The sequence below is a fragment of the Pedobacter sp. PACM 27299 genome (assembly GCF_001412655.1).
GTDB lineage: Bacteria > Bacteroidota > Bacteroidia > Sphingobacteriales > Sphingobacteriaceae > Pedobacter.
On record NZ_CP012996.1, the window covers coordinates 1253029 to 1279803 of the forward strand.

Below are 26775 nucleotides of genomic sequence, written 5' to 3' on the forward strand. Positions count from 1 at the left end.
TTTATTGTTTTAAGTTTGAAAAATTCTTTAATATATGTTCTCCGGCATTCCCAGATTTTTCTGGGTGGAACTGAACGCCGTAGAAGTTATCTTTTTGTATCGCTGCAGAAAATGGCTCGCCATAGTTTGCAGTGGCAATATCAAAAATAGGGTTATATTCAATAAAGTACGAATGCACAAAGTAAAATTGTGTGTCGTTCGCCACGCCATCAAATAATGGATTGTTTTTATGCTCAATATTATTCCAGCCCATGTGTGGAATTTTAATGCCCTGGTTTTTATCGAATAACCGGGTATTTAGTGGAAATATACCGGTTAGTCTGGCATCCCCTTCTTCAGAATGATCTGTTAGGAGCTGCATGCCTACACAGATGCCCAATACTGGTTTTTTAAGCGCTTTTATCGGCACTACCAGGCCGGTTTGTTCCAGCTTTTTCATGGCTGCAGCGGCATGGCCTACCCCTGGAATGATGATATGGGTATATTTATCAAGATCAGCTTCCGTGTTGACCATCCCGTAGTTCAGGCCTTGTCTTTCCAATGCTGAGGTCAGCGAAAAGATGTTGCCAGCTCCATAGTTTACAATTCCAATCATTACAATACGCCTTTAGTACTCGGTAAGACTAACTTTTCTGCATCTCGTTTAATTGCCATTTTGATGGCTTTTGCGAAAGCTTTAAAGATCGCTTCAATTTTATGGTGCTCATTGTCGCCTTCCGCTTTAATATTCAGGTTGCATTTTGCGGCATCGCTGAAGGATTTAAAGAAGTGGTAGAACATTTCTGTAGGCATATCACCTACTTTTTCGCGTTTAAAATCAGCCTCCCAAACGATCCAGCTTCTGCCGCCAAAATCAATGGCTGCCTGTGCTAAACAATCGTCCATTGGTAAGCAGAAACCATAGCGTTCCAGACCTAATTTATTGCCGATTGCCTTTGCAAATGCTTCGCCAAGGGCGATTCCGGTGTCTTCAATGGTATGGTGCTCATCAATGTGAAGGTCGCCATTGGTTTTTATTTTCAGGTCGATACTGCCATGACGGGCGATCTGATCCAGCATGTGGTCAAAGAAGTTCAATCCCGTAGAGATTTCTGCTTTGCCGGTGCCATCCAGGTCAATATCGATGCTGATCTTAGTTTCATTGGTATTTCTTTCATGGTGAATGGTCCGTGTTCCGGCTTTCAGCATGGTATAGATATCTTCCCAGTTTTGAGTTTTTAAAGCGATATATTCGCTCAGGGCCTCAATTTTATCTAGTTTTTCATTGGCACCTAATTGCAGGTTATTGCATAACCAGATGGCTTTTGCACCTAAATTTTTAGCAAGAATGATGTCGTTGATGCGATCGCCGATCACAAAAGAATTTTCCAGGTCATAATCTGCAGTCAGAAAATGCTGCAATAAACCGATGTTCGGTTTGCGCGTTGGGGCATTTTCATGGGCAAAAGTTTTGTCGATGATTACTTCATTGAAAACCACACCTTCATTGGCGAAGGTTTTCATGACAAAGTTGTGTACCGGCCAGAAGTTAACTTCCGGGTGGGAATCCGTTCCCAATCCGTCCTGGTTGGTTACCATCACCAAATCATAATCCAGCTCTTTGGCTATTTTTGAAAGGTAATAAAGAGATCTTGGGTAAAACTCCAGTTTCTCAAAAGAGTCAATCTGCTCATCAGGTGGTTCATTAATGAGGGTACCGTCTCTGTCAATAAATAATACTTTTTTCATCAGAATGTTATTGTTTTTCAATGGTTATGAAGCCATTAAAAAAAGGTTTCATGTTTTATGAGTTCAGCGCTTTCAAAGCGTTTAAGAGGATTTCGTTTTCTTGTGGGGTTCCTATTGTGATTCTTAAGCAGCCTTCACATAAGGTTACTTTAGAGCGGTCTCTGACGATGATGCCCTGGTTTACCAAAGCGTCATAAGTTTTCAAGGCATCGATCACTTCAATGAGTATGAAATTGGCATCAGAAGCATGAACTTTTTTAACGATTGGCAGGTTGATCAGCTCTTCGCTCAGGTTTTCTCTTTCTGTAACGGTGATTTTGATCCATTCATTGACCTGTGCGATGTTTTCCAAAGCTTTCAATGCCAGGTCTTGTGTAGCCTGATTGATGTTGTAAGGAGGTTTCACTTTATTCAGAATATCGATGACTGGGCGGGCAGCAAATGCCATTCCCAAACGCAATGCGGCAAGACCCCATGCTTTAGAGAATGTTTGCAGGATCACCAGGTTCGGGTATTCCGTCAGCTCCTGGATAAAAGTGCGTTGTTTGGCGTAGTTAATATAAGCTTCGTCAATGATCACTAATCCGTTGAAATTAGCCAGGACCGTTTCAATATCGGTGCGGATAATGGAATTTCCTGTTGGGTTATTTGGAGAACAAATGAAAATCAGCTTCGTATTCTCATCGATTGCTTCAGCGATTTTCTCCAGATCCAGCTGAAAGTTTGGCAGGAGGTTCACTTTTCTGGCTTCTACATTGTTGATGCCTGCAGAAACTTCATACATGCCATAAGTAGGAGGAAGGATGATCACATTGTCTTTTCCAGGTTCGCAGAAAGCGCGGAACAATAAGTCTATCGCTTCATCGCTGCCATTCCCAAGGAAGGTATTTTCAATTGGTACACCTTTGATTTTGCTGATGGCATCTTTAAGATCCAGTTGCAATGGATCCGGGTATCTGTTAAAATTAACATCTAACGGAGAACCGTATCCGTTCTCATTAGCATCTAAAAATACACTGGCCTGTCCTTTATATTCATCTCTAGCAGTAGAATATGGTTTCAGATTTTTGATGTTTTCTCTTTGGAGGTTATTGATATCCATCTTTATGATTTTAAACGAATAGTGATTGCATTTTTGTGAGCTTGCAGACCTTCTGCAGCGGCCAACACCTCAACGGTATTGCCAATATTGGTTAAACCTTGTTCCGTGATGTGCTGAAAAGTGATTTTTTTGATAAAAGAATCCAGAGATACGCCAGAGTAGGCTTTGGCGAAGCCGCTGGTAGGTAGGGTATGGTTGGTGCCCGAGGCATAGTCGCCGGCACTTTCCGGAGTCAGGTTGCCTAAAAATACAGAACCTGCATTCTCAATCAGCGGGATCAGCTGCTCAAATTGAGCGGTAGCTAAGATCAGGTGCTCCGGAGCATATTCATTGCTAAATTCCATGGCTTGTTCCAGGTCGTCTACTAATACTGCATAAGAATTGGCGATCGCTTTTGCGGTAACGTCTTTTCTAGGAAGTACAGCAATCTGGGCTTCGATTTGTTTTAGCGTTTCGGCAATAATTTCCGGAGAAGTAGCCACTAAAATCGCCTGACTGTCGGCACCATGTTCTGCCTGAGCCAATAAATCGGAGGCAATAAATGCTGGATTAGCGGTCTCATCGGCAATCACTAAAACCTCTGAAGGACCCGCAGGCATGTCTATTGCCGTCATGCTGCTGGACTGGATCAGTTGTTTAGCCTGAGTCACATAACGGTTTCCCGGTCCGAAAATCTTGTATACTTTCGGAACGCTTGCTGTTCCGTAAGCCATTGCGGCAACAGCTTGTGCACCGCCAATCATATATATCTTTTTGATGCCCAGCTTCAGGGCACAGTAAGCAAGGAAACAATTTGTTTTTCCGTCTTTCTGAGGAGGGGAGCACACCACAATTTCTTTACATCCTGCCAATACAGCCGGGATACCGAGCATCAAAAAAGTGCTGGGCAATACTGCAGATCCGCCAGGAATGTATAAGCCTACGCGAGAGATGGGTCTGGATTCCCGCCAGCAGCTGACGCCGGGCATGGTTTCCAGTTTGTTTTCCGTATGGGCCTGTGCGGCGTGAAAAGCATGGATATTTGCATAAGCAGTATCAATCGCTGCTTTTTCTGCTGCAGGAATAGTCGCAGCAATACTTTCAATCTCGGCTTCTGAAAGAAATAATTCTTTTAGGGCTACCTGATCAAATTGCTGTGCATAATCTACCAAAGCAGCATCTCCACGTGTTTTTACCTGCTCAATAATCTGAGTGACACGATCCAGGATACTACTATCGTCTTCCAGTTGTCTTAAACAGAGATTTTTGATCTCCTGCTCAGTCAACTCTTTATAACTATAGGTTTTCAATGTCTTGTTTTTTTAGGTGAAACTTAAGCGATGATTTTCTCAATTGGCATAACCACAATTCCCTGGGCGCCGGCAGCTTTCAGGCTGTTGATCTTTTCCCAGAAATCGTGTTCCGCAATTACAGAATGAACAGCCACCCATTCTTCATCAAACAAAGGCACCACCGTTGGACTTTTTACGCCTGGTAATAAATCAACCACTTTCTTCAGGTTGGTCTTTGCCACGTTCAGTACCACATATTTGGTTTCTTTGGCGCGCAATACCGAAAGGATTCTTTGTAATAGCTCCTGTACTTCAGGAAGCAATTCAGATCCTTTGCTGCCAATCAGGATGGCTTCAGATTTCATCACTTCTGAGAATGGTTTTAAACCGTTGCTCTTTAGCGTTCCGCCAGTAGATACAATGTCACAGATGGCATCACTCAATCCTAAGCCAGGACCAATTTCTACCGAACCGGAAATGGTTCTTACTTCTGCATTGACATGGTTGTCTTTCAGGTATTTTTCTAAAATTACCGGGTAAGAAGTGGCGATGGCTTTACCTTCTAATTGCGCGATCTCGGTGATTCTGCTTTCATTAGGAATAGCGATTTTTAACGTGCATTTACCAAAACCTAAGCGTTGAAGATAAGTCACATCAGCACCGGATTCTACGATTACGTTTTCTCCAACAATACCGATATCGGCAATGCCATCCTGAACATATTCTGGAATGTCGTCATCTCTCAGGAAAAGAATCTCTAAAGGGAAATTAGTAACGGTGGATATAAGGGAACTTTTGTAGTTTTCGAATGATAAACCACAATTTTTAAGAATCTCTACTGATTTTTCGTTTAATCTACCAGATTTCTGGATAGCTATTTTAAGTGTTTTCAATTAGTATGCTAGGTTGAAATTATTGAATATTAGACAAGAAGATATTTCGGAAACAAGTTTTGAAGTACAAAACATTACATATACATCGCCGACAGGCGATGGTGCAAATGTAAATGATGGTTCAAAATTTGGTTCATAATTCTTTTTAAGTCCTTAATCAACAATGTTTAGCATGTTGTGGAACTGCAAATATATAGATTGAAAGCAAAAAACAAAATATATATGGCATTTAATTTGCCCAAAGGAGTTTGATAATGACAATTAACGTCTAGTTTTGTAAAAAAAATACCACATTGAAAAAAATACTGTTCTTCTTAATCCCGGTTTGTTTGCTTTTAAATGGTTGTTCTTGGTTTAAAGATACGCCAGAGATTGGTTTGGTGCTGTCGAAACATTTTGATCGTAAACTTTATAAAGATTTTGATACTGCGGAGTATAATGTAGTGTTTAAGCAACAATTTGATGCCTTAAAAGGGAAATTGACAAACCCGAATACCATAAAATACTTTTATGCAAGCCACAATGAAGAGCCGCGTCTGGTGACTCAGTTTTTCATTAACGGTGGATTAGATACGCTAACTGCTTACATCGCGAGAGTGGATGCGCATGGCTACAACCCATCACTCTTCCGACTGGAGGAACTGAAAAAATCATTACAGGCTTTATCCCTTAACAAGTTCAAAAATATCCAGGATGTTTATCCTGTCATTGCTGATTTAGAATTAAATGCAGCAGAGAGCTTAACCAAGTACGATAATTTTGTCGCCTATGGCAGTGTAAACCCACGTAAATTGTTCTCCCGTTATTATGTGGCGGTGAAACGCCCGGACAGTGCGAGTATCTCTAAGGTATTGGCAACTGCGGATATTCAAGGTTTACTGAAAGAAATTCAGCCGGATTCTAAACAATATATTGCCTTGCAGCGCAAATTGGCAGATTTAAAAGTCGCTGGTTTAGGGAAAAGTGACCAGGCGAAAGCGATTCTGGTCAATATGGAACGTTTGAGGTGGAAGTTACCCGAGATGGGGACGGAATACGTGGAGGTTAATATTCCTGATTTTTCACTGACCTGGTTTAGCAAAGAAGATACTTTGACGCACATGAAAGTCTGTGTAGGTGGAAAGAGAGAAGAAGGATACGCAGAGAAAATGGCCAAATATGCGAAAAGTGGCAATCTGGATGATAAGCCTAAAAACCACGAAACACCAATCTTATATAGTAAGCTGAATTCTATTCAGGTAAACCCAATCTGGAACATTCCGGTGAGCATCGCCAGAAATGAAATCTATTGGATGGCCAGAAAAGATCCTTATTATTTATCTAACAGCAATATCAATGTGTACCGCAATGGTAAATTGATCGGAGAGCCGGATACCATTCAATGGAGCAACTATTCCAGAGAGAAATTGCCTTATCAGTTTAAACAGGGCTCTGGAGATGGAAATGCTTTGGGTAAGTTTAAGTTTATCTTCGACAATGGTTCCAGCATTTACCTGCACGATACCAACAATAAAAGTGGTTTCGCAAAGGCCAATCGTGCCATCAGTCATGGCTGTGTGCGCGTAGAAAAACCTCTGGAGTTTGCCCAGAACCTGGTGAAGGATAAAAACCGTTACGATCAGCTGAGGATGGAAGTGAACCTTCCGCCTTTAGATACCACAAAAATGGAGCTGTACCGCAAAAAACTGGCAAAGAAAGCAGATACGGTGAATTTGTTCAAGCTAAAACCAACCTGGTTTGGTACCAAGAAGCAGGTTCCACTGATTATAAATTACATTACAGCCTGGTCACAGAACGGTTCAATGCAATATAGAGCCGATGTGTACGGATTAGATGAAACTTTATGGTCAGCTATGAGGAAATTCATGTAAAAGTTCTACCTTTGGTTTTTAATGAATTTCCTATACCCAGGTTTTCTTTTCGCACTGCTGGCAATAGCCATTCCTATTGTAATTCACTTATTTAATTTTAGGAAATTTAAGAAGGTATATTTCAGTAATGTACAGTTTCTTAAAGAAGCGAAAGAGCAGAATTCTTCCAGGGATAAACTTCAGCATTTATTGGTATTGGCCTGCAGGATCCTTGCGGTGATGTTCCTCGTGTTTGCTTTTGCAAGGCCATATATCCCATTGGAAACAGGCGCAGATCCTGATAAAGGGAACCTGATCAGTGTGTATATCGACAATTCCTACAGTATGGAAACGGTAAACAAGGAAGGGAATTTGCTGGACGAAGCGAAGCGCAAAGCGAAAGAAATTGCCAATGCTTATCAGCTGAATGATCAGTTTCAATTGCTGACCAATGATTTTGAAGGCAAACATCAGCGCAAATTAAATAAAGAAGCGTTTATCCAAATGCTGGAAGAACTGAAAATATCACCGGCCAGCAGAACAATGCAGCAAGTGGTCAACAGACTACAGCAGGAAGGCGATTCCAGAAAAAATCATTTGGTTTACCTGCTGTCTGATTTTCAGCAGAACTTTGTTGGAACTGAAAAGATCAAATCTGATTCCAGCATCCGCTATTCTTTCATCAGTTTAAAAGCCAATGCACTTCCAAATATCGCGGTAGATAGTGTATGGAGCTTATCTCCGGTTCATCAGCCCAAGCAAGCGGAGCAATTAGTGGTGCAGCTGCATAATTATGGAGCGGAAGATGCAGCCGATATCCCTTTAAAATTAACGATCAACCAACAGCAAAAAGCCATTAGTAACCTTAATGTCCCTGCTGGTAAATCTGTGAAAGACACCCTTTCTTTTGGCGGTCTGGAGAAAGGATGGCAAAAAGGAGTGTTGAGCATTAAAGATTTCCCCATCACTTTTGATGATGAGCTGAATTTCAGCTTTCGCGTGAATAGCGAAATGAAGGTTTTGACCATTTCTGGCGACCCTACTCAGCAATTCTTAAAATCACTGTTTGCTGCCGATCCTTATTTCAAACTGAGGGAAATGGCAGAGGCAAATATCAACTATTCAACTTTCCCGGAATACAGTCTGATTGTGCTGAATGGATTGAAGCAACCTTCTTCCGGATTGGCACAGCAGCTGAAAAGCTATGTGCAAAATGGAGGTTCCCTGGTGATTTTCCCAGATCTTGATGCAGGTGCGGCAGTTTATACGCCATTTTTAACGGCCTTATCCCTGCCTGTTGTACAAGAATTAAAAACAGGGAAACCGGTTAGCAGCAGCATCGAACTCAAAGACCCCTTGTTTAAAGACGTGTTTGATCAGATTCCTGCAAATATGGACCTGCCGATAGTGAATAGGTATTTCAGCTATCTGGAAAGAAATACCGCAGGGAAAGAAAGCATCCTGCAATTGCCATTGAGCCAAAGTCTTTTTGCAAGATACCCTGCCGGAGCAGGAAAAATATATTTATCGGCCAGCACGCTGAGACCCGAAGATGGAAATTTATCCAGACATCCAGTGTTTGTACCGCTGCTTTTTAAAGTGGCTTTTAGCAGTGCGAAAGAACAGCCTATGTATTATACAGCTGGAAAAGATGACTTGCTGGAGCAGCAGAAAACGAGTGTTAGCGCTAATCAATCGCTGGTTCTAAAATCAACAGATGGCACAGAAATCATCCCTGAAATCCGACAAACTCCTGGAAAAACCTTGCTCTATATCGCTGATCAGCTGAAAAAACCAGGCTTTTACGACCTGAAAAGAACAGATTCTGTATTGGCCGTATTGGCCTTTAATGACAACCGACGAGAATCAGATATGCGTTATGCCAGGGATCAAAACCTGAAAGATTTATTTGCAGGACAGCAGATCTCGGTACATAATTCTGAGAAAGATGCCTTATCGTTAAATATAGAAGCAAAAAATAGCAGTATAGAGTTATGGAAACTTTGCCTAATTTTGGCTGTTGTGTTTTTAGCCATCGAAATACTATTGATCCGATTTTTTAATAAAACAAAAAACATACAAAAACCATGAATCTTCTCATCACTGGGGTAACCATTGCCGACCCAAACAGCCAGTTCCATCAAAAAACTTGTGATGTACGTGTAGAACAGGGCAAAATTACCGCCATTGGCAGTAACTTGCAGTCTTCCGGCAAGGAAGAAGTTTTTGACGGAGCAGGTGCCATTTTATCGCCAGGTTTCTTTGACCTGAACTGCTCCATTGGAGATCCTGGATTTGAAACTAAAGAGGATATTGAAACAGGAACACGTGCCGCTATGGCTGGTGGTTTCACCGGACTGGCCGTTTTACCGCATACCAGACCGATTGTTCATTCTAAAGGTGAAGTTGCTTATATCATCAACAAAGCCAAAGGAAACCTGGTAGATGTATTGCCTGTAGGGGCAGTGAGCCAGGATCTGGAAGGAAAAGAATTAGCAGAGATGTACGATATGCAGCAGTCAGGTGCCGTGGCCTTCTCTGATGGTAATAAAGCAATTGCTGACGATGGATTTATGAGCCGTGCTTTGCAATATATCAAAGGCTTTAACGGCCTGATGATGGTGCACCCGGAAAATAAATCGATCTCCGGAAAATCGCAGATCAATGAAAGTAAAACTAGTGTATTGCTGGGCATGAAAGGTGTTCCGGCATTAGCCGAAGAGATGCACATCAGCAGGGATATTTTCCTGGCTGCCTACCATGAAGCCCCGTTACACATCAGCAATATCTCCACTGCCGGTTCGGTAGCCCTGATTAAAAAGGCTAAAAAAGACGGCTTAAAAATCAGCTGTGATGTGGCTGCGCACCATTTAGTATTTACAGAAGAGCTTTTGAATGATTTCGACAGCAATTACAAAGTGAAACCGCCATTGCGTGGTAAATCAGATGTAAGGGCATTGATCAACGGCCTGAAAGATGGTACTATTGATGCCGTGTGTTCGCAGCACCGTCCGCAGGAAATAGAATTTAAAGCAGTAGAGTTTGAAATTGCCGCTTATGGCATCATCGCCTTGCAAACTGTGCTTCCATTGATGCTGAAAGCCGGATTGGATGCCACACAAATTGCAGAAAAACTTTCTATCAACCCCCGCAAATTGTTAAACCTTGCAGTTCCAGTGATCGCAGAAAACGAGATCGCCAATTTCACGGTGTATCATCCAACATTGGAATGGGAATACAATACGACAAATAATCAATCAAAATCAGCGAATTCACCGCTTTTAAATAAGAAATTAACCGGAAAAGTTCAACTGGTATATAACAACAAACAATTACAATATGGATAATCATGTTAGAACAGCGCTAATTGCGTCGTTAGATAAATTTGCTGAGGTTTCTGGAATAGATTCCATCAAATTAGAAGAGGGGTTGATCGAAGTATTCAGTAAAGATCTTGGCTTCCTGGAAAAAGTGGAAGAATTTGACGAAGTATTCAACGAATACCCTGCATTTGAGCAGTTGAGAGAAGTTTTCTTCGATTTATTGATGATTAATTTCTTCGCTAATGATGTGAAAAAATTAGAAGAAGATTACCTGGAAACTGATGAGTGGGCGGATATTGAAGAAGAGACCATCGATAGAGGCACAGAGCTTTTAAACCTGTTGTTGTACATCAATGAATGCCATGATGAGCGCATTAAGCCAGAATTGGGCGACTTCCTGAAAGAATTTTTATTGGTAGAAGAGGATGAGTTCCAGGACGAATTCCATATCTATGAAGATTTAATTACCAACCAAAACCTGGTAGAAAGTAGTGTAGAAGATATTTGCAGCCATGTAGGTATGATCGATTTAGGCGAAGAAATGGAAGAATTATTTATACCTTTCATGTGTTTCTTCCACCAGCCGAAAGTAAGTGAAGAGGTGATCAAAGATTTACAGGAATATAGCCCTAATAAAGAATTTGATGTTGCAGTTTATACGTTAATTGCTAATTTTAACAAAAACTAAAACCTTTATATATGCACCAAAACTTAATTGAGTTAGAGAAGAAGCCTAATAAACTGGCTTTTCAGGCAGCTATTGCTTTCGCTCTATACTTTTTTGTACTCATTTTTGTGTTTAAATTTCTGAACATCAGTCCGGCAAATACGCATTTGTCTACCGCTTCTAAAGTAGTAAGTCAGCTGTTGTCTTATGTGCCTTTCTTTTTAGCGATTGTCTATGTACAAGCGAACCATAAAAAGGAATTGGGGGATTACATGACCTTTAACCGCGGATTTTCTGCTGGATTTAAAGTGGCTGCTTACGCTGGATTATTGCTTTTTCTGGTACAGGTGATCTATTATTTTGTAGATAAATCTGCTACCGATGAATTGCTTGCTGCTGCAATTGAGCAAGCGGATGGTGATGAGCAAAAAGTGAAAGGTGTAGAAATGATGCGCCCTTATATGGGACTTTTTGTTGGTTTTGGAACCGCGATGACTTATACCATAATAGGTTTGGTAGCGAGCTTAATTGGCGCCGCAGTTTTCAAGAAGGAAAGACCCTTTGACGTAGATTAAAGTAATTTAACCTATGTATTTATAAATACACAACGTGCAGTTTTATCATTTTATTTGATGAAATTTGCACGTTGCTTTTTTTTAGCACGTTATTAAGTCATGGATATTTCTATTGTAGTTCCTTTATATAATGAAGACGAGTCTCTTCCGGAGTTAACTTCCTGGATTGCTAAGGTGATGGAAGCGAATAACTTCTCTTACGAAATCCTGTTTGTTGATGATGGGAGTACCGATACTTCCTGGGCAGTGATTGAAGAATTGAAAACTCAGTTTAATGCGGTAAAAGGCATTAAATTCAGGAGGAATTATGGTAAATCAGCGGCGCTGAATGTTGCTTTTGAAGCAGCACAGGGTGATGTCATCATCACCATGGATGCAGATTTACAGGATAGCCCTGATGAGATTCCGGAACTATTCCGTAGGATCAAAGAAGAAAAGCTGGACATCATCTCCGGATGGAAGAAAAAGCGTTACGATCCGATTTCAAAAACTATTCCTACTAAATTATTCAATGCGGCGACCAGAAAAATGTCTGGAATTCAGCTGAATGATTTCAACTGTGGCTTAAAAGCCTACCGTAAAGAGGTGGTGAAAACCATCGAAGTTTACGGAGAAATGCACCGTTATATCCCTGTAATTGCAAAATGGGCAGGTTTCAAAAAGATCGGTGAGCAGGTGGTAGAACACAGAGCAAGGAAATACGGCGTCACTAAATTCGGACTGAGCAGGTTTGTAAATGGCTTCCTGGATTTATTGTCGATCTTTTTTGTAGGCAAGTTTGGTAAAAGACCCATGCACTTTTTTGGTTCATTAGGGGTGTTGAGCTTCCTTTTGGGAACCATCATGGCGCTTTGGATGATCGGGGTAAAATTATATCATATCGCAATGCTGATTCCTTATAAAAGGGAAATCACCGACCAGCCTTTGTTTTACATTTCATTAGTGGCCATTATTTTAGGTTCTCAGCTGTTCCTTACGGGATTTGTGGCAGAACTGGTGACCAGGAATGCACCGGAAAGAAATGCTTATCTGATTGAAAAGGAGATACTTTAAGCCATGTTTTTTTCTATAATTATCCCGCTATATAATCGTCCGCAGGAAATAGATGAACTGCTGGGTACCTTAACAAAGCAGACCTACCTTCAGTTTGAGGTGCTGGTGATCGAGGATGGCTCTACCAATGATGCGAAAGCCATTGTGGCGAAATACGAGAATAAACTGGACATTAAGTATTTTTTTAAGCCTAATGCCGGACAAGGTTTCGCTAGAAACTACGGTTTTGAACGTGCCAAAGGTGATTATTTCGTCATCTTCGATTCTGATTGTCTGATTCCTGAGGATTACCTGGAAACAGTAAAAGACTATCTTTTTGAGCACCATCTGGATGCCTATGGCGGTCCGGATGCGGCACATGAGACTTTTACGCCAGTTCAGAAAGCGATCAGCTATGCCATGACTTCTCCATTTACTACTGGAGGTATCAGAGGAAACAAGAAACACATTGGCCAATTCCATCCTAGAAGCTTCAATATGGGGGTTTCCAGAACGGTATGGGAAAAAGTTGGCGGTTTTATCCTGACGCGTTTAGGAGAAGACATTGAGTACAGCATCCGAATCCATGAAAATGGCTTTAAGATCGGGCTCATTCCTGCAGCCAAAGTTTTTCATAAGCGAAGAACCAGCTTCGGGCAATTTTATAAACAGCTCCATTTTTTTGGCAGGGCAAGAATCAACATTTACAAGCATTTCCCTTCGGAACTGAAATTGGTCCATTTCTTTCCTGCAGTTTTTACCTGTGGTGTGATCTTTACGATATTGATGAATTTCGTTTGGCCACCATTAGCCTTTATCTGTAACTTTATACTATTGCTGTACTTTGCGATGATCTTTTTTCATTCCTGGCAAGTCAACAAATCTTTAAAAGTTGCATTTTTTAGTATCATTGCATCATTCATTCAACTAACTGCTTATGGGTTGGGTTTTATGCAGGATTTTTTTAAGCGTGTAGTATTTAAACAACCATGATAAATTTTTTAAAGGAGAGTACGTTTACGGTGAAGGATGTGATTATGCAGGCCTGGATCGTTACGCGCGACAATTATTTTTCTATTGCCACCTTGTGTTTCCTGGTTTTTATAACCGTTTCCACTTCTACTTTTATGGCCTTCTTTATGGGAGAACTCCCAACTGGCGTAAGGGTAGTGATGCTGCTGATCTTCGTGTTATTGTATTGTATCGTTAACCTTTCCTTGTTGAAATACATTTTCCGTCTGCTGGATAAGGAAGACGATAAAGACATTCAAATTATTGAAACCTTACCCACCAGAACAGAAATCATTCGTTTCCTGGTAGGTACCGTGTATTTTGGAATCAGTATTTTCCTGGTAGGCATCCTGCTATTGCCAGTATTGTACGTTTTAGACTTGATTTTAAAGTTTGCAGTGACCCAGGGTTTCATCGGCAATTTCACCGCTGCGGGTAAAGTAATTGTCAATATTGCAGTCGCGATTGCGATCCTCAGCATTTTCTTTACCTTCATCAGGATTATTTTTTTTCCTTTCTTTATCATCGATAAACATGTGCATCCTTTCGAGTCGATTAAGCTAAGTTTAGCCACCACCAAGGGGAACTTCATTAAATTGCTGTTTATTTTCGGAGGTTTTGTGCTGATTCAGGCGATTGTATTCGGATTTTTCTATATCGTAGTGGTGAGTGGTTTTCAATTGATCAGCTTGATTTTTAACTACGAGATTTACTCTTACGTTTCTTTATTTACAGCTATTTTCAGTTCCTTTATTGTGGTGCCATTCTCCACAGCTTTAGTGACTGTGGCGTATCGCCGAATGGTTAAAGAATATAAAGGAGATGAACATCCTGATATTTTACACAACATCGTTTAAGAAATGTTATGGGATTAAAAGCGGCATTAAGTAAACCGTTTGCGGCACTGGTAGTCAGGGGCATCAATAAATGGAAAAAAAATGCAGTTTCTGCGCAGCAGACCATTCTTGCACAGCTCATTGATTCCTCAAAAAATACGGCTTTCGGTAAAGACCATGGTTTCGGGGAAATCCGTAACTATGAAGATTTTAAAAAACAGGTTCCTTTAAGAGATTACGAGGCTTTAAGGCCTTATATTGATCGGGTAGTGGCCGGCGAATCCGATGTGATGTGGAAAGGTAAACCACAGTATTTCGCGAAAACATCAGGCACTACTTCTGGCGTAAAATACATTCCGATTTCTAAGGATTCGATGCCTGAGCACATCAAGGCGGCAAGAAATGCTTTATTAACGTATATCCATGAAACGGGTAAGGTAGAGTTCATCAATGGAAAGATGATCTTTTTGCAAGGCAGTCCGGTGATGACCAGGAAAAACGGCATCAATGTAGGTCGCTTGTCGGGCATTGTCGCACACCTTGTTCCTAAATACCTACAGAAAAACAGGCTCCCTTCTTATGAAACCAATTGTATTGAAGATTGGGAAGAGAAAGTGGATGCGATCGTAAAAGAAACTATTCAGGAAAATATGACGCTGATCTCTGGCATCCCGCCATGGGTACAGATGTATTTTGACAAGCTGCAGGAGAAATCCGGTGGTAAAAAGATCAAAGATATTTTCCCAGATTTCAGTCTTTTCGTGTATGGGGGAGTGAATTACGAGCCTTACCGCTCAAAAATCGAAGAAAGCATCGGCAGAAAAATTGATGCGATCGAAACTTATCCTGCTTCAGAAGGGTTTATTGCTTATCAGGATAGTCAGAAAGATAAAAGTTTGCTATTATTAGCGAAAGCAGGAATCTTTTATGAGTTCGTGCCGGCCGATGAATATTATAATGAAAACCCGACGCGTTTGAGCTTGGGAGAGGTGGAGCTGGAAAAAAATTACGCTTTAATCCTGAATACCAATGCTGGTTTATGGGGATACAGCATCGGCGATACCGTTAAATTTGTTTCCAAAGACCCTTACAAGATCATGGTAACGGGCAGGATCAAACATTTTATTTCGGCTTTCGGAGAACATGTGATCGGCGAAGAGGTGGAGCATGCACTTTTAACCGTGGCCAATGAAGAGGGGGTAGGTATCACCGAATTTACGGTGGCGCCACAAGTGAATACCCCACATGGAGAATTGCCTTACCATGAGTGGTTTGTGGAGTTCTCGGCTGCGCCAAAAGACCTGCTGACCTTCAGTAAAAAGGTAGATCAGGCCTTACAAAAGAAGAATATTTACTATTTTGACCTCATTGAGGGTAAAATATTGCAACCTTTAATCATTCGTTCCCTTCAAAAAGACGCTTTTGTGAACTATATGAGGGCGGAAGGTAAGCTGGGTGGACAGAATAAAGTACCCCGTTTATCAAATGACAGGAAGATTGCAGAGGTTTTAAGTAGTTTTACAATTCGTCAGACAGACGAAGAACAGGGAGAATTTAATTGAAGAACATATCAATATTAGGGTCTACAGGATCTGTAGGCACTCAAGCCTTGGAGGTAGTGCAGGCAAATCCTGGACTATATAAGGTGTTAGCGTTAAGCGCTCAATGCAATGCCAGTTTACTAATCAGTCAGGCTTTAATATTTGCGCCTGAGCTTGTTGTTATTGGTGATGAAAGTCAGTATCTGACGTTGAAAACTGCCTTGGCGGGAACTTCAATCAGGGTATTGGCGGGTGAAGCTGCTTTATGTGAAGCTGCGGCTTTAGCGGGAGTAGATGTGGTACTGACTGCTGTGGTAGGTTCTGCAGGTTTAAAGCCAACGATCGCTGCGATTGAAGCCGGAAAAGACATCGCCCTGGCCAATAAAGAAACTTTAGTAGTGGCTGGTGATTTGATTACCAGTTTAGCGAAAAAACAAGGGGTAAAAATCATTCCTGTCGATTCAGAGCATTCGGCGATTTTCCAATGCCTGGTAGGTGAAGGAAATGAAGCCCTGGAAAAGATTTACCTGACTGCTTCTGGTGGTCCTTTCAGAGGGAAAGACCGCGAGTTTCTAGCCAATGTAACTAAAACACAAGCCTTAAAACATCCGAATTGGGTGATGGGTGCCAAAATCACCATAGATTCTGCTTCTTTAATGAACAAAGGATTGGAAGTGATTGAAGCAAAGTGGTTATTCGACCTGGAAGCCGATCAGATTGATGTCATCGTACACCCACAGTCGATAGTTCATTCTATTGCGCAATTTAAGGATGGTTCGATGAAGGCGCAAATGGGCGTCCCCGACATGAAATTGCCAATTCATTACGCTTTAGCTTACCCGGAAAGAATAAGTACCGATTTTAAGCGTTTTAACTTTCTGGAGTACCCGGAACTGACCTTTTATCCGGCGGATAACGAAACCTTTAGAAATCTTGACCTGGCTTATACTGCTTTGAGAAAAGGAGGGAATATGCCATGTATCATTAATGCGGCCAATGAGGTGGTAGTAAACGCGTTTTTACAAGATAAAATTGGCTTCTTGGAGATGAGTGAGGTGATCGAAAAATGTATGGAAGGGATTGCATTTATCGAGGCACCAGGGCTGGAGAATTATCTGGAAACGGATCAGCATACGCGTATATTTGCGAATCAACTAGTAACAAAATAAGAATTAACGAATCAAAATTAAAACATTAATATAAGATATGAGCGGATTGATTATGGCAGCCCAGTTGCTTCTAGGGTTATCGATACTGGTAATTTTACACGAATTAGGACATTTTCTGGCGGCACGTGCCTTTGGGATTAAAGTTGAAAAGTTTTATTTGTTCTTTGACGCCTGGGGCTTCAAATTATTTAGCTTCAAACGTGGTGATTGCGAATACGGAATAGGATGGCTACCTTTAGGTGGTTATGTGAAAATTGCAGGGATGATCGATGAATCGATGGATACTGAGCAAATGAAACAACCAGCACAGCCATGGGAATTCAGGTCTAAACCAGCTTGGCAACGTCTGATTGTCATGTTGGGTGGTGTAATTGTCAATATTGTAGTAGGTATCTTCATTTTCTGGATGATGACCTTCAAATATGGAGAAACTTATATTCCAAACAGCTCTGTACTGGTAGGGATCAATCCTGGAGAGATCGGTAAAGAAATCGGTTTACAAAGGGGAGATAGGGTAATTGCTGTAAATGGCAAAAAAGTGATTCGTTTTGAAGAACTGATCAGCTCTAAAGTATTGCTTGGAAATACTACTTTAACGGTGGTTCGCGGGAACAAAACTTTGGACATTAAAGTTCCTGATAACATCCTGAATAAAGTATCTGATCAGGGAATTGAAGCCTTTATCAGTCGTGTGCCGCTCAGAACAGCAACGGTAGACAGTGTGGTTGCTGGCAAGCCAGCGGCCGTTTCAGGTGTGTTAAAAGGTGACCAGATTGTGGCCATCAACCAACAGCCTGTTAAAAGTGACATTGATGTTCGCGAACTGATCTTAAAAAACAAAGGTAAAACGACTGATTTTACGATTAATCGTGCAGGAACAGCTTTAGATCTAAAAATTCCTGTGGACACTGCAGGTACGATCGGTTTTGCCTTTAACCCAAATGAGATTAAACAAGAAACTATAAAATATAGCTTGCTTGCGGCGCTTCCTATCGGAGCAGATCAGGCATGGAAAACTTTCAGCGACAATGCGAAAGGAATCTGGAAAGTATTAACCGGAAAAATCAATGCCAATAAAGCCTTCTCTGGCCCTGTAGAGATCGCACGTAAGGTTTACGGTGGTGAGTGGATCTGGGCTAGATTCTGGGCTTCAACGGGCTTTATTTCCATCGCATTGGCATTTATGAACTTATTACCTATTCCAGCATTGGATGGTGGACACGTAGTATTCCTATTGATCGAAATGGTAAAAGGAAAACCGCTGGGTGATAAATTTATGGAGCGCGCACAGATGGTGGGCTTCATGATGTTATTAGCATTGATGGTCTTTGTATTGGGGAACGACTTGTTCAAAGTGTTCTTCAAACCATAAAGCAATGGTAGATTACTTTGAATTTTACGGTTTACCCGTTACTTTTCATCCCGATGCTGCGGAGGTTAAAAGAAAGTTTTATGAACTGAGCAAAAAGTATCATCCGGATTTCTATATCAATGAACCCGAAGAAAAACAGGCGGAAGTTTTGGAACTGAGCACCCTCAATAATAAAGCTTATCAGGTGCTGAGCAATCCTCAGAAAAGGGTGCATTACATCCTGGAATTGAAAGGACAGTTAGTCGAAGGAGAGAATTATAGCCTTCCTCAGTCTTTCCTGATGGAAATGATGGACGTGAATGAGGCGCTGATGGATTTACAATTTGATCCGGATGTGGAACGTTTAGCTGCATTAAAAACTGAGGTAGACGAAATAGAAAAGGGTTTAAGCGATCAAATTGCTGCCCTGACGACTTCTTTTGAGCTTAAGGATAAGGAAGCCCAGCTTCGCATCCTGACTGCTATAAAGGATTTATATTACCGCAATAAATACCTGTACCGAATCCGGGAAAGTATCAAAAAGGCAGAATCTGCCGCATAAGGTGTTACGGCATTGTAAAAAAGCCTGCTCGGGCTTTTTTACAATGTTTGTTTGAGGTACTTTTGGGCTCAAACCCATTTATATGAACACACTATCCATTTTTAGAAAAGTTGCCGTAGCTGAAGGGCTGTCTTACCTGCTGTTGTTATTTATAGCAATGCCATTGAAATATTGGGCTGATATGCCGCTAGCGGTTAAATATACCGGCTGGGCACATGGTTTACTGTTTGTGATGTACATTGTGATCCTAATCATGGCTTGGACAGAGTATAAGTGGAATTTCAAAAAAGTAGCCATGATTGGCGCTGCTTCTTTACTTCCTTTTGCACCATTTATAGTGGACAAAAAGTTAAAAGAAGAAAACTAAAATAAAAATTTGCATTTATAAAACAAGTTCCTATATTTGCAACCCGCTAACGAAGGAAATGCCCGGATGGCGGAATTGGTAGACGCGCTGGTCTCAAACACCTGTGGGAAACCGTGCCGGTTCGACTCCGGCTCCGGGTACATTGGAAAGTCTTAGAGAAATCTAAGGCTTTTTTGCTTTCTGGTCATTCTGATCGGCTGTTATTATTAAAAGAAGCCTTGATCAGCTGATCCCATTTTTTGTTTCAGCTCTAGTGGATATGCTGCATAAGCAGCGCAGGATTATTAAAATTAAAATCATGGTAAAATTATTTGTGGTGGGTTATCCACTAGATATTCAGGAAGCTGATCTGATGGATATATTCAGCATTCATGGAAACATACACAGCATACATTTGCTAACCGACAAATTTACAAAAAGACATAAAGGTTTTGGGTTTATCGAAATGGAAGAGCAGGCAGATGCCGATAGAGCAATTGCTGCGATCAATGGAATGGTATTGAAAGGTAGAAAAATTAGCGTTAAGCTAGCCGAAGAAGATAGAGCAGAGAAACCGAGAACGCTGAGAGAAAACCGTTTCAATTCTCAGGAATTGCAAGGTAATGCTAGTCAGGCTACAGTTGAGCCTTTCAAAATGAAGCGCCCAAGAAAACTAATGTCAAATACCTTCAGAGCAGAGAAATAGTCAGAGCGGAAAACTAATAAATTATACTAAAAAGTCCTGCCAGATTATCGAATCGGGCAGGGCTTTTTAATTTTTCAGGATGAACAAACTTTATTATGGCAAATAAATATGTCCGCTGAAAGATAAAATTGCTGCATTCGTGCCATCACCTTTTCCCAGAGAGTGGAAAGCACCCATATCAGAACCGGCAACAAATAAAACATCTCCGCCATTCTTCTTTCTGATTACAGAGAAGTTAAAACCAACTACCGCGTCTATGACTCCAGACTGGCCTGCCACCTGTGTTGGACTGGTTAAGGTTTCCTCTTCTGTAGATTTCGGATTGATCTTTCCGTTACCCAGCTCACCGTATACGTTTTCGCCCCAGCCCCAAAGTGTGCCGTCAGTTTTTGTAGCCAATACGCTTCGTGCAAAAAGACTGACAGTATTCCAGTTTTTATCGGTACCTACCTGTATCCAATTCGTTTGCGTATCCATATTTCCAATCCCTAATTCTCCGCGGCTATTTCTGCCGACTGCCCAAAGCGTGCCATCTGTTTTAATGGCTAAGGTGCCTCTGGCTCTGCCATACGCCACCATTTTATAAGTAGAACTGCCGCCAACAAGCACCGGACTCAACTGGTTGTTCGTATCACCAGTGCCCAGCATACCATTTTGGTTGACACCCCATGCCCATAACGTACCGTTCTTTTTGATGGCGAAAGAAGCGCCCCAGTTGTTACCAGTAAACAGTTTATCCCAATCTGATGCTGATCCTACCTGTGTGGGTACTAAGGTTTCACCGGTACTCAAACCATTTCCTAAGCGTCCGCTGCTGTTGCTGCCCCAAGTCCATAAAGTACCGTCGCTTTTAAGTGCAATGGTATAACTGCCACCCACTAATGCTTGTTTCCAATTGTTGTCGGTACCAATTTTTTGCTGCGTATTGACGCTGATTCCTTTCGCGCCGGTACCCAATTGACCAGAGCTGTTTCCGCCCCAGGCCCATAAACTGCCATCATTTTTAATCGCAACCGTATGTTCATAGCCAGTATTGATAAATTTCCAGGTTTTCTCGGTAGAAAGCAGGGTCGGAGTAGCCACACTGGTCGTTGTTCCAGTACCTAATTGTCCGGAGTCATTGTGTCCCCATCCCCAGATGCTGCCATCAGATCCAAGAGCCACAGTATGTGATTGACCGGTACTCATGGAAGTCCATGTGTTTTTAAGCACTTCAGGGCCGACTGGTTCAGGTTCGTTAGTGCTGCTCTTTTTACAGGATGAAGCGAAGAGTGATAAAAGAAGTGTACTCCCCAGCAAAATGCTAAACGCATTATATTTCCGATTCATGTTTTGTATTTATATAGTTTCTTAATAGATATTTAATTAATAGACGTTTTTACTCTGATGTCGGGTGAAAAACATTTTCATTATTTTTTCACCCTCCCGCTGCCATTTCTCGTCATTCTAATAAACAAGCAATTGGAAGAGCAGAAAAAGATAGATTTTGATCCGGGAAAAGGTTGGGCACGTTTTTCAAAACGCATTGAAGAAGATCAGCAGCAACAGGTGATACTCCGTATGAAACGGATGAATCAACTGAAATATGCTGCGGTGTTATTTATTCCTGTGGCATTGGTTGCCCTTTTCTTTTTCTCCAATCCAGGACAATCGCAAAATACAGCAGCGAAGTGCTTCAGCTCAATTAAAGCAGGTACCGGAGAAATGAAGAAAATCATTCTTCCCGACGGATCCCAGGTATGGCTCAATGCAGCATCTGAATTGAGGTACAGCTGCAGCTTTCAGGGGAAAGCCGAAAGAGTGGTTTCCCTGATCAAAGGCGAAGCCTATTTCGAAGTGAAGCACAATGAACAGCAGGCTTTTGTGGTAACAGTCAATAAAATGAAGGTGAAAGTATATGGTACCAGTTTTAACATCAATAGCTACCAGGAAAATGTGAAAACCACCTTGTTAACTGGCAGCATTGGCGCTACTGCTGGGAAGGAATCACTGCTGCTTAAACCTGGACAGCAGGCTACATTTTATCCATTGAAAAACAACTTTGCAGTCAAAACTGTCAATGCAGTGGAAGATGCACTTTGGCGTACCGGAACGATCAATTTCGATAATACCAGCCTCAAAGAGATTGCGGAGGTCATTGAACGACAATACGGGTATAAATTTCATTTCCAATCGGCTAGTCAGCAAGACCTGCGCTTTACCACAAAACTCAAACTTAGTGATGGACTTCCAACGCTACTGAACAACCTTTCTAAAGTTTCCGGCCTAACATTTAAGCTCCGCAACAAAACCGTTTTCCTGAATAATTAATCATTTATAATGTCAAAAATTTACCCTTTAATTTTAGTGTGCCTGTTGCTTTCCTATAGTTTGGCAGCTCAGAATCTGAGCCGTTCCCTGCCCTTAGTCAGCATTAACGCTAAAGAAATCAGCTTAACCGAGCTGATCAGTCAGGTCAAAGCACAAACCGGCCTTAACGTCGTATACAACAACAGTCTACTGGATCAGCAAAAGAAAATCAGCCTTAAACTCCACAAACTTCCAGTGGAGGAGGTGATGAAAAGAGCGCTGCTATTTACCAACCTATCTTTCTCTATTGAAAACAATACCCTTTACATCATTCCCGGAAAGCACAATGGTAGCAATAAACTAGGTTATTTTAACAACATTCAAACGGTAACTGGTACTTTATACGACACCGAAGGCAAGCCACTTCCCTCAGGAAGGGTAACGTCTATGGAATTTAACCAGTCGGTATTTACCAATCCTGATGGAACCTTTAAAATCAGCATAGAGAAAAAACAATGGGCCGGTGTGACGCTTCAGTTTTCTTACATCGGGAAACAAAGTAAAACCATGCTGATACAGCCAGACAGCAGCTATCAAAACCTGAAAATTACACTGTCGGAGAATTCATTATACCTTTCTGAAGTGGAAGTAAATGCCAATCGGGCGATGACTGGAAATTCCAATTCCTCCATATTCTTCAACAGAGAAGCAATAGAACTGACCCAGGCCTTATCACTTTCTGACGTGCTAAACCTGTTGCCTGGCAAATCTGTAAATGCCCCGAATCTGACCAATCCAAACATTTTAACGCTGCGATCAGTGGCTGGAGATAGCTGGGCAAATAATGTATTCAGTAGGAATAATGCATTCGGGATTACTTACGTGATGGACGGCGTGCAGATGAGCAATGATGCCAATATGCAGAGCTTAAACCCGGGAGCAAACGGATTTAATAGCCCTTATATACAAGGTGAATACGGCTTAGGACTAAATAATCGGAATACGACTACCGGTGATAACGCCTATTCAGGAATCGATATGCGACAGATTGCAGTTGACAATATTGAAAGTATAGAAGTGGTGTCTGGCGTGGCCTCCGCAAAATACGGTGATTATACCGATGGAGCCATCATCATCAACCGTCAGGCAGGAAAATCTCCTTTATCCGCCAGGTTATCTTTAAGAAATGGAACAACCCAATATAGCCTGAGCAAAGGTTTCCTATTGGATAAAAATCAAGGTGGATTAAACGTGGATTTTAATTACCTGAGGGTTAATAACGACCCGAGAGATAACCTGAAAGCTTATAACCGCGTAAGCGGTCGAATCATGCATACCCTTAATTTTGGGAAGCAAAAGCAATACCGCAACACAGTGTCTATTGGTGGTTCAGCCAATCTGGATGGAACTAAGCTCGATATTGACGACCGTGCAGAGCGTAAAGCGATTTTTGAATATACCAATTTCAATTTCACGAACAGGCTTTCCTATACTTTCAAGGAGTCTTCTTTTTTCAAGAAAGCGGAATGGAGTGCCGGTTTAACTGCTGGACGCCAGTATTCTTCGATGCAGTATAAGGTGGCTGGGGAGTCATTCCCTTATGTGAGCGGTTCCAATGAAGGTTTAAATGTGGGTGATTATGCCAATGGCTATTACCTTGGGAAAACCATCGTAGAAGGTAAGCCAGTGACGGCAAATACCAATTTCAACCTTTCTGCGAATTACCGTACCGGAAAAATACCACACCAGCTGAACGTTGGTGGAAACATTTATTACTCCGCAAACTTTGGCCGCGGACAAATCATAGATCCTGAACAGCCCTTGTTTTCTACCGGTAATGAACGGTCTTACAATTACAATGAGCTGAAAGGAATCCTCAATTACGGTGTTTATATCGAGGATAATTTTATCGTTCCTTTATTCAATAGAGATTTGAATTTCCGGACGGGTGTCAGGATAGATCAGCAGGGTGGCGCAGTGAATCTCTCACCTAGGATCAATACCAATTACCGCGTAAATGATAAAATGACTTTTGGTGCTTCTTATGGGATGGCCACCAAAGCCGCAGGATTAGCGCACCGTTATCCGGGACCTGTTTATTCCAATACCCCACTGATCAGAGCCAATAACGAAGACCCGGACAAACGTCTGTACCTGGTTTACACCAATATCATCAGACCGGACAACAACGACCTGAAGCCGCAGAAATCTAAAACATTTGAGCTTTCCTTCAATTATAATGAAGGCAGGACAAACTTTTCCGTATCCTATTACCATAAGAAAACATCCGATGGTTTCTCCACTAAAAGTATGATTAAGGAATTGAGCATCCCGAATTACACCTATTACATCGACGAGAATGGTAAAGCAGCCTATAAAGCCACCGGCGGAATCAGTAAAAAGCCAGTGAGCTACTCACAGATCATCAATAGCCAGAACACCAGTAACAATGGGATTGAATTTATGCTGAGTACACCTAAAATCCGGACAATTGCTACTTCCTTTAATATTTCTGCAGGGTATACAAATTCTTATTTCTACGATACCGCACCTCAGATGAATATTTTAAACCTGGCGAGCACCGACTTTAACCAGGAAGCTGTTTTTGCGGTTTTCCCACCGGAGAACAGAAGAAATATCCAATGGCGAACCAGCTTGTCCAGCAGCACACATATTCCGGCTTTGGGCTTAATGGTGAACCTGATCGGTGACTTGCCTGTCAAAACGAAATCAATCTATTACAAGCGTTCCGCTGATCCGATCGGATATTATGATGCCTTATTTAACTATCACCCGATCGACAATTATGACCCGGAAAATCCGATTTATGGCCACCTCGCTACACTCACAGAATCCAAATACAAGGAAAACGAAAGACACCCGATTTTCTATGGAAACCTGCACCTGCGGTTAAGCAAGGATGTGGCAAAAAAACTACGGTTCTCTTTTAACGTGTACAACATGCTGAACTGGAGACCTAGTTATATCGTGGCCAGCTCTGAAAATAAGGTCGTGCTGAATGAAGCACCGTCTTTCGGTGCAGAAATCAGTTTAAAATTATAAGGCAGCTGGAAGAACGCTAACCTTAACCAAATAGGCCCTTCTGAATCTCATTATTAATAATACCTGAACATGAAAAAAAACATTACCCTTTATAATACCGGCCATAAAATAAATCTCTATAACATAACCAAAGTGTTTTTTCTCAGTTTTTTGCTGCTGGGTTTTGGCGCTTGCCGTAAAGAACTCATTACCCAGCTGAAGCCTGTGGACATTACCATTATGGTAGATTTTGACCCTGCCGCTGCGGCTTTAAACCTCCCTATAGCTGGACTGGAAGTGCGATTGAAAAGCCTGGAAACAGGTGTGGAAACTATTTTGAAAACAAATGAAAAGGGAGCGGTTGTTTTTCCTGGGATCAGCTCAGGCAGCTATGATTTTATGGTCAGCCGTAAATTTAATCCTGCAGAATATAAACAGCTGACGGGTATTGAAGAAAAGAAAGAAGTGGTGTACAATGCCGGAACCAGTAATTTCAGCATTAAAACAAATACTGGTGCTTATACCATTCCAATGACGCTCAAACGAGGGATAATGGGCGATTGGGTCATCAAGCAATTGTATTATGCAGGTTCTGATCTTTACGATGGAGCCTCATTGAGAGATAATTTCTTTGAGATTTACAACAATACTGATCAGCTTTTATATGCCGATAAGCTGTGTATGATGTTTGTTTATGGGCGTTTATCGACTACCTACAGATTACCAGATTTATTGCAGCCTAATGGACAGTTCGACTGGACAAAATCAGTAGGCACGGAGCCTGCACCAGCAAATGCCAATGAAGATTACCTGTATGCACAGGCGATTTACCAATTCCCTGGTAAGGGAACCGATTACCCTGTTCAACCCGGACATGGGCTGGTAGTAGCTAGAAGTGCCATCAACCACCAAAAACCATTTACCAATAAAAATGGAAAAGTCTATGAGGTTAAAAATCCATCACTTACCGTAGACCTCAGTAATGCTGATTTTGAAGTCATCACTGCACCTTATCTGGCACCTGGAGAGAGCGGGTCATTAATCGATATTCCTACGCCAGGAAAAACCAGTTTGGATGTGATCCAGAAATTCGGCGCCAATATGATGATGGACAATATCGGCCGCATCGCTTATGCCTTATTCCGCACAGAAGAAGACATGACCAAATGGCCTAAATATACTGAGGTAAAAGAAACCACAATTGAAGGAAAAACTTTGTATACCCGTGTCCCTAAAAAGTACATCATTGATGCAGTAGAAACACAGCCAAGTACGCCCGGAAGACGAATCCCTAAGAAACTGAGTATGGAATTAGACGCTGGTTTTGGCTTCGTTCCGGGAAGTTCTTACAGCTCTCAGGCACTCATCCGCAGGGTAGAAAAAGTAGAAAACGGACGTCGGATATTGATGGATACCAACAACTCGTCTGTAGATTTTGAATGGATACAACCTGCTATTCCAGGAGGTTTTAAGAACTAATT

Annotated in this window: 23 protein-coding genes and 1 tRNA gene; 18 read left to right on the forward strand and 6 right to left on the reverse strand. The window is 41.6% G+C overall.

All coding sequences use genetic code 11. The annotated features are described in order from the left end of the window. Nucleotide 1: 1 nt before the first annotated feature. From hisH to hisG, 5 genes are read right to left on the reverse strand one after another with little or no spacing between them, the layout of a single operon-like run. Complete coding sequence (gene hisH, locus AQ505_RS05340; RefSeq protein WP_062547226.1) at nt 2-595, reverse strand: imidazole glycerol phosphate synthase subunit HisH; 594 nt, start codon at nt 593-595, stop codon at nt 2-4. Beyond that, nucleotides 595-1728, reverse strand: a complete 1134-nt coding sequence (hisB, locus tag AQ505_RS05345; RefSeq protein ID WP_062547227.1) for a bifunctional histidinol-phosphatase/imidazoleglycerol-phosphate dehydratase HisB — start codon at nt 1726-1728, stop codon at nt 595-597. Before hisB ends, hisH begins: the two co-directional genes overlap by 1 nt. A 55-nt stretch (nt 1729-1783) precedes the next feature. Continuing rightward, on the reverse strand, nt 1784-2830 hold the full coding sequence (hisC, locus tag AQ505_RS05350) for a histidinol-phosphate transaminase (protein WP_062547228.1): 1047 nt from the start codon (nt 2828-2830) through the stop codon (nt 1784-1786). Nucleotides 2831-2832: 2 nt separating this feature from the next. Next, on the reverse strand, nt 2833-4119 hold the full coding sequence (hisD, locus tag AQ505_RS05355) for a histidinol dehydrogenase (protein ID WP_062547229.1): 1287 nt from the start codon (nt 4117-4119) through the stop codon (nt 2833-2835). A gap of 23 nt (nt 4120-4142) precedes the next feature. Beyond that, entirely contained in the window at nt 4143-4994 is an 852-nt protein-coding gene (hisG, locus tag AQ505_RS05360; protein WP_062547230.1) for an ATP phosphoribosyltransferase, read from the reverse strand. A 293-nt stretch (nt 4995-5287) separates the two neighbouring features. On the opposite strand from hisG, the gene AQ505_RS05365 reads away from it, so the two are divergent. From AQ505_RS05365 to AQ505_RS05435, 15 genes are all read left to right on the forward strand, one after another. Beyond that, nucleotides 5288-6865, forward strand: a complete 1578-nt coding sequence (locus AQ505_RS05365) for a L,D-transpeptidase family protein (protein WP_062547231.1) — start codon at nt 5288-5290, stop codon at nt 6863-6865. Nucleotides 6866-6886: 21 nt separating this feature from the next. Next, complete coding sequence (locus AQ505_RS05370) at nt 6887-8935, forward strand: vWA domain-containing protein (protein WP_062547232.1); 2049 nt, start codon at nt 6887-6889, stop codon at nt 8933-8935. After that, on the forward strand, nt 8932-10191 hold the full coding sequence (locus tag AQ505_RS05375; RefSeq protein ID WP_062547233.1) for a dihydroorotase: 1260 nt from the start codon (nt 8932-8934) through the stop codon (nt 10189-10191). Before AQ505_RS05370 ends, AQ505_RS05375 begins: the two co-directional genes overlap by 4 nt. Next, nucleotides 10184-10855, forward strand: coding sequence for a hypothetical protein (locus tag AQ505_RS05380; protein ID WP_062547234.1), 672 nt, complete (start codon nt 10184-10186; stop codon nt 10853-10855). Before AQ505_RS05375 ends, AQ505_RS05380 begins: the two co-directional genes overlap by 8 nt. A gap of 11 nt (nt 10856-10866) precedes the next feature. Beyond that, on the forward strand, nt 10867-11409 hold the full coding sequence (locus AQ505_RS05385; RefSeq protein ID WP_062547235.1) for a DUF4199 domain-containing protein: 543 nt from the start codon (nt 10867-10869) through the stop codon (nt 11407-11409). Between the two features lie 99 nt (nt 11410-11508). Further along, on the forward strand, nt 11509-12462 hold the full coding sequence (locus AQ505_RS05390) for a glycosyltransferase family 2 protein (protein WP_062547236.1): 954 nt from the start codon (nt 11509-11511) through the stop codon (nt 12460-12462). 3 nt (nt 12463-12465) lie between these two features. Beyond that, nucleotides 12466-13434 carry a glycosyltransferase gene (locus AQ505_RS05395; RefSeq protein WP_062547237.1) on the forward strand — a complete coding sequence of 323 codons (969 nt, stop codon included), beginning with the start codon at nt 12466-12468 and terminating at the stop codon, nt 13432-13434. Continuing rightward, nucleotides 13431-14309 carry a hypothetical protein gene (locus tag AQ505_RS05400; protein WP_062547238.1) on the forward strand — a complete coding sequence of 293 codons (879 nt, stop codon included), beginning with the start codon at nt 13431-13433 and terminating at the stop codon, nt 14307-14309. The genes AQ505_RS05395 and AQ505_RS05400 overlap by 4 nt, the downstream gene beginning before the upstream one ends. Nucleotides 14310-14317: 8 nt before the next feature. After that, nucleotides 14318-15850: a GH3 auxin-responsive promoter family protein gene (locus AQ505_RS05405; RefSeq protein WP_062547239.1), complete on the forward strand. Its 1533-nt coding sequence runs from the start codon at nt 14318-14320 to the stop codon at nt 15848-15850. Then, nucleotides 15847-16998 carry a 1-deoxy-D-xylulose-5-phosphate reductoisomerase gene (locus AQ505_RS05410; RefSeq protein WP_062547240.1) on the forward strand — a complete coding sequence of 384 codons (1152 nt, stop codon included), beginning with the start codon at nt 15847-15849 and terminating at the stop codon, nt 16996-16998. The genes AQ505_RS05405 and AQ505_RS05410 overlap by 4 nt, the downstream gene beginning before the upstream one ends. 37 nt (nt 16999-17035) lie before the next feature. Then, nucleotides 17036-18370 (forward strand): RIP metalloprotease RseP, encoded by a 1335-nt coding sequence (gene rseP, locus AQ505_RS05415; protein WP_062547241.1) that lies wholly within the window; start codon nt 17036-17038, stop codon nt 18368-18370. Nucleotides 18371-18374: 4 nt separating this feature from the next. Then, on the forward strand, nt 18375-18911 hold the full coding sequence (gene hscB / locus AQ505_RS05420) for a Fe-S protein assembly co-chaperone HscB (RefSeq protein WP_062547242.1): 537 nt from the start codon (nt 18375-18377) through the stop codon (nt 18909-18911). 82 nt (nt 18912-18993) lie between these two features. After that, nucleotides 18994-19278, forward strand: coding sequence for a DUF3817 domain-containing protein (locus tag AQ505_RS05425; protein ID WP_062547243.1), 285 nt, complete (start codon nt 18994-18996; stop codon nt 19276-19278). Nucleotides 19279-19338: 60 nt separating this feature from the next. Beyond that, a tRNA-Leu gene (locus AQ505_RS05430) sits at nt 19339-19418 on the forward strand. Between the two features lie 158 nt (nt 19419-19576). Continuing rightward, entirely contained in the window at nt 19577-19963 is a 387-nt protein-coding gene (locus tag AQ505_RS05435) for an RNA recognition motif domain-containing protein (RefSeq protein ID WP_082461754.1), read from the forward strand. Nucleotides 19964-20056: 93 nt separating this feature from the next. Here AQ505_RS05435 and AQ505_RS05440 read toward each other — a convergent pair whose 3' ends face one another. Beyond that, nucleotides 20057-21292, reverse strand: a complete 1236-nt coding sequence (locus AQ505_RS05440; RefSeq protein ID WP_231635025.1) for an RCC1 domain-containing protein — start codon at nt 21290-21292, stop codon at nt 20057-20059. A 132-nt stretch (nt 21293-21424) separates the two neighbouring features. Here AQ505_RS05440 and AQ505_RS05445 point away from each other — a divergent pair, with 132 nt between their 5' ends. From AQ505_RS05445 to AQ505_RS05455, 3 genes are all read left to right on the forward strand, one after another. Beyond that, nucleotides 21425-22273 carry a FecR family protein gene (locus AQ505_RS05445; protein WP_197286301.1) on the forward strand — a complete coding sequence of 283 codons (849 nt, stop codon included), beginning with the start codon at nt 21425-21427 and terminating at the stop codon, nt 22271-22273. Between the two features lie 9 nt (nt 22274-22282). After that, the gene (locus AQ505_RS05450; RefSeq protein ID WP_157262199.1) at nt 22283-25315 is read left to right on the forward strand and encodes a TonB-dependent receptor; all 3033 of its coding nucleotides are present in this window, start codon (nt 22283-22285) and stop codon (nt 25313-25315) included. A 69-nt stretch (nt 25316-25384) separates the two neighbouring features. Further along, complete coding sequence (locus tag AQ505_RS05455; protein WP_062547247.1) at nt 25385-26773, forward strand: DUF4876 domain-containing protein; 1389 nt, start codon at nt 25385-25387, stop codon at nt 26771-26773. Nucleotides 26774-26775: the final 2 nt, after the last annotated feature.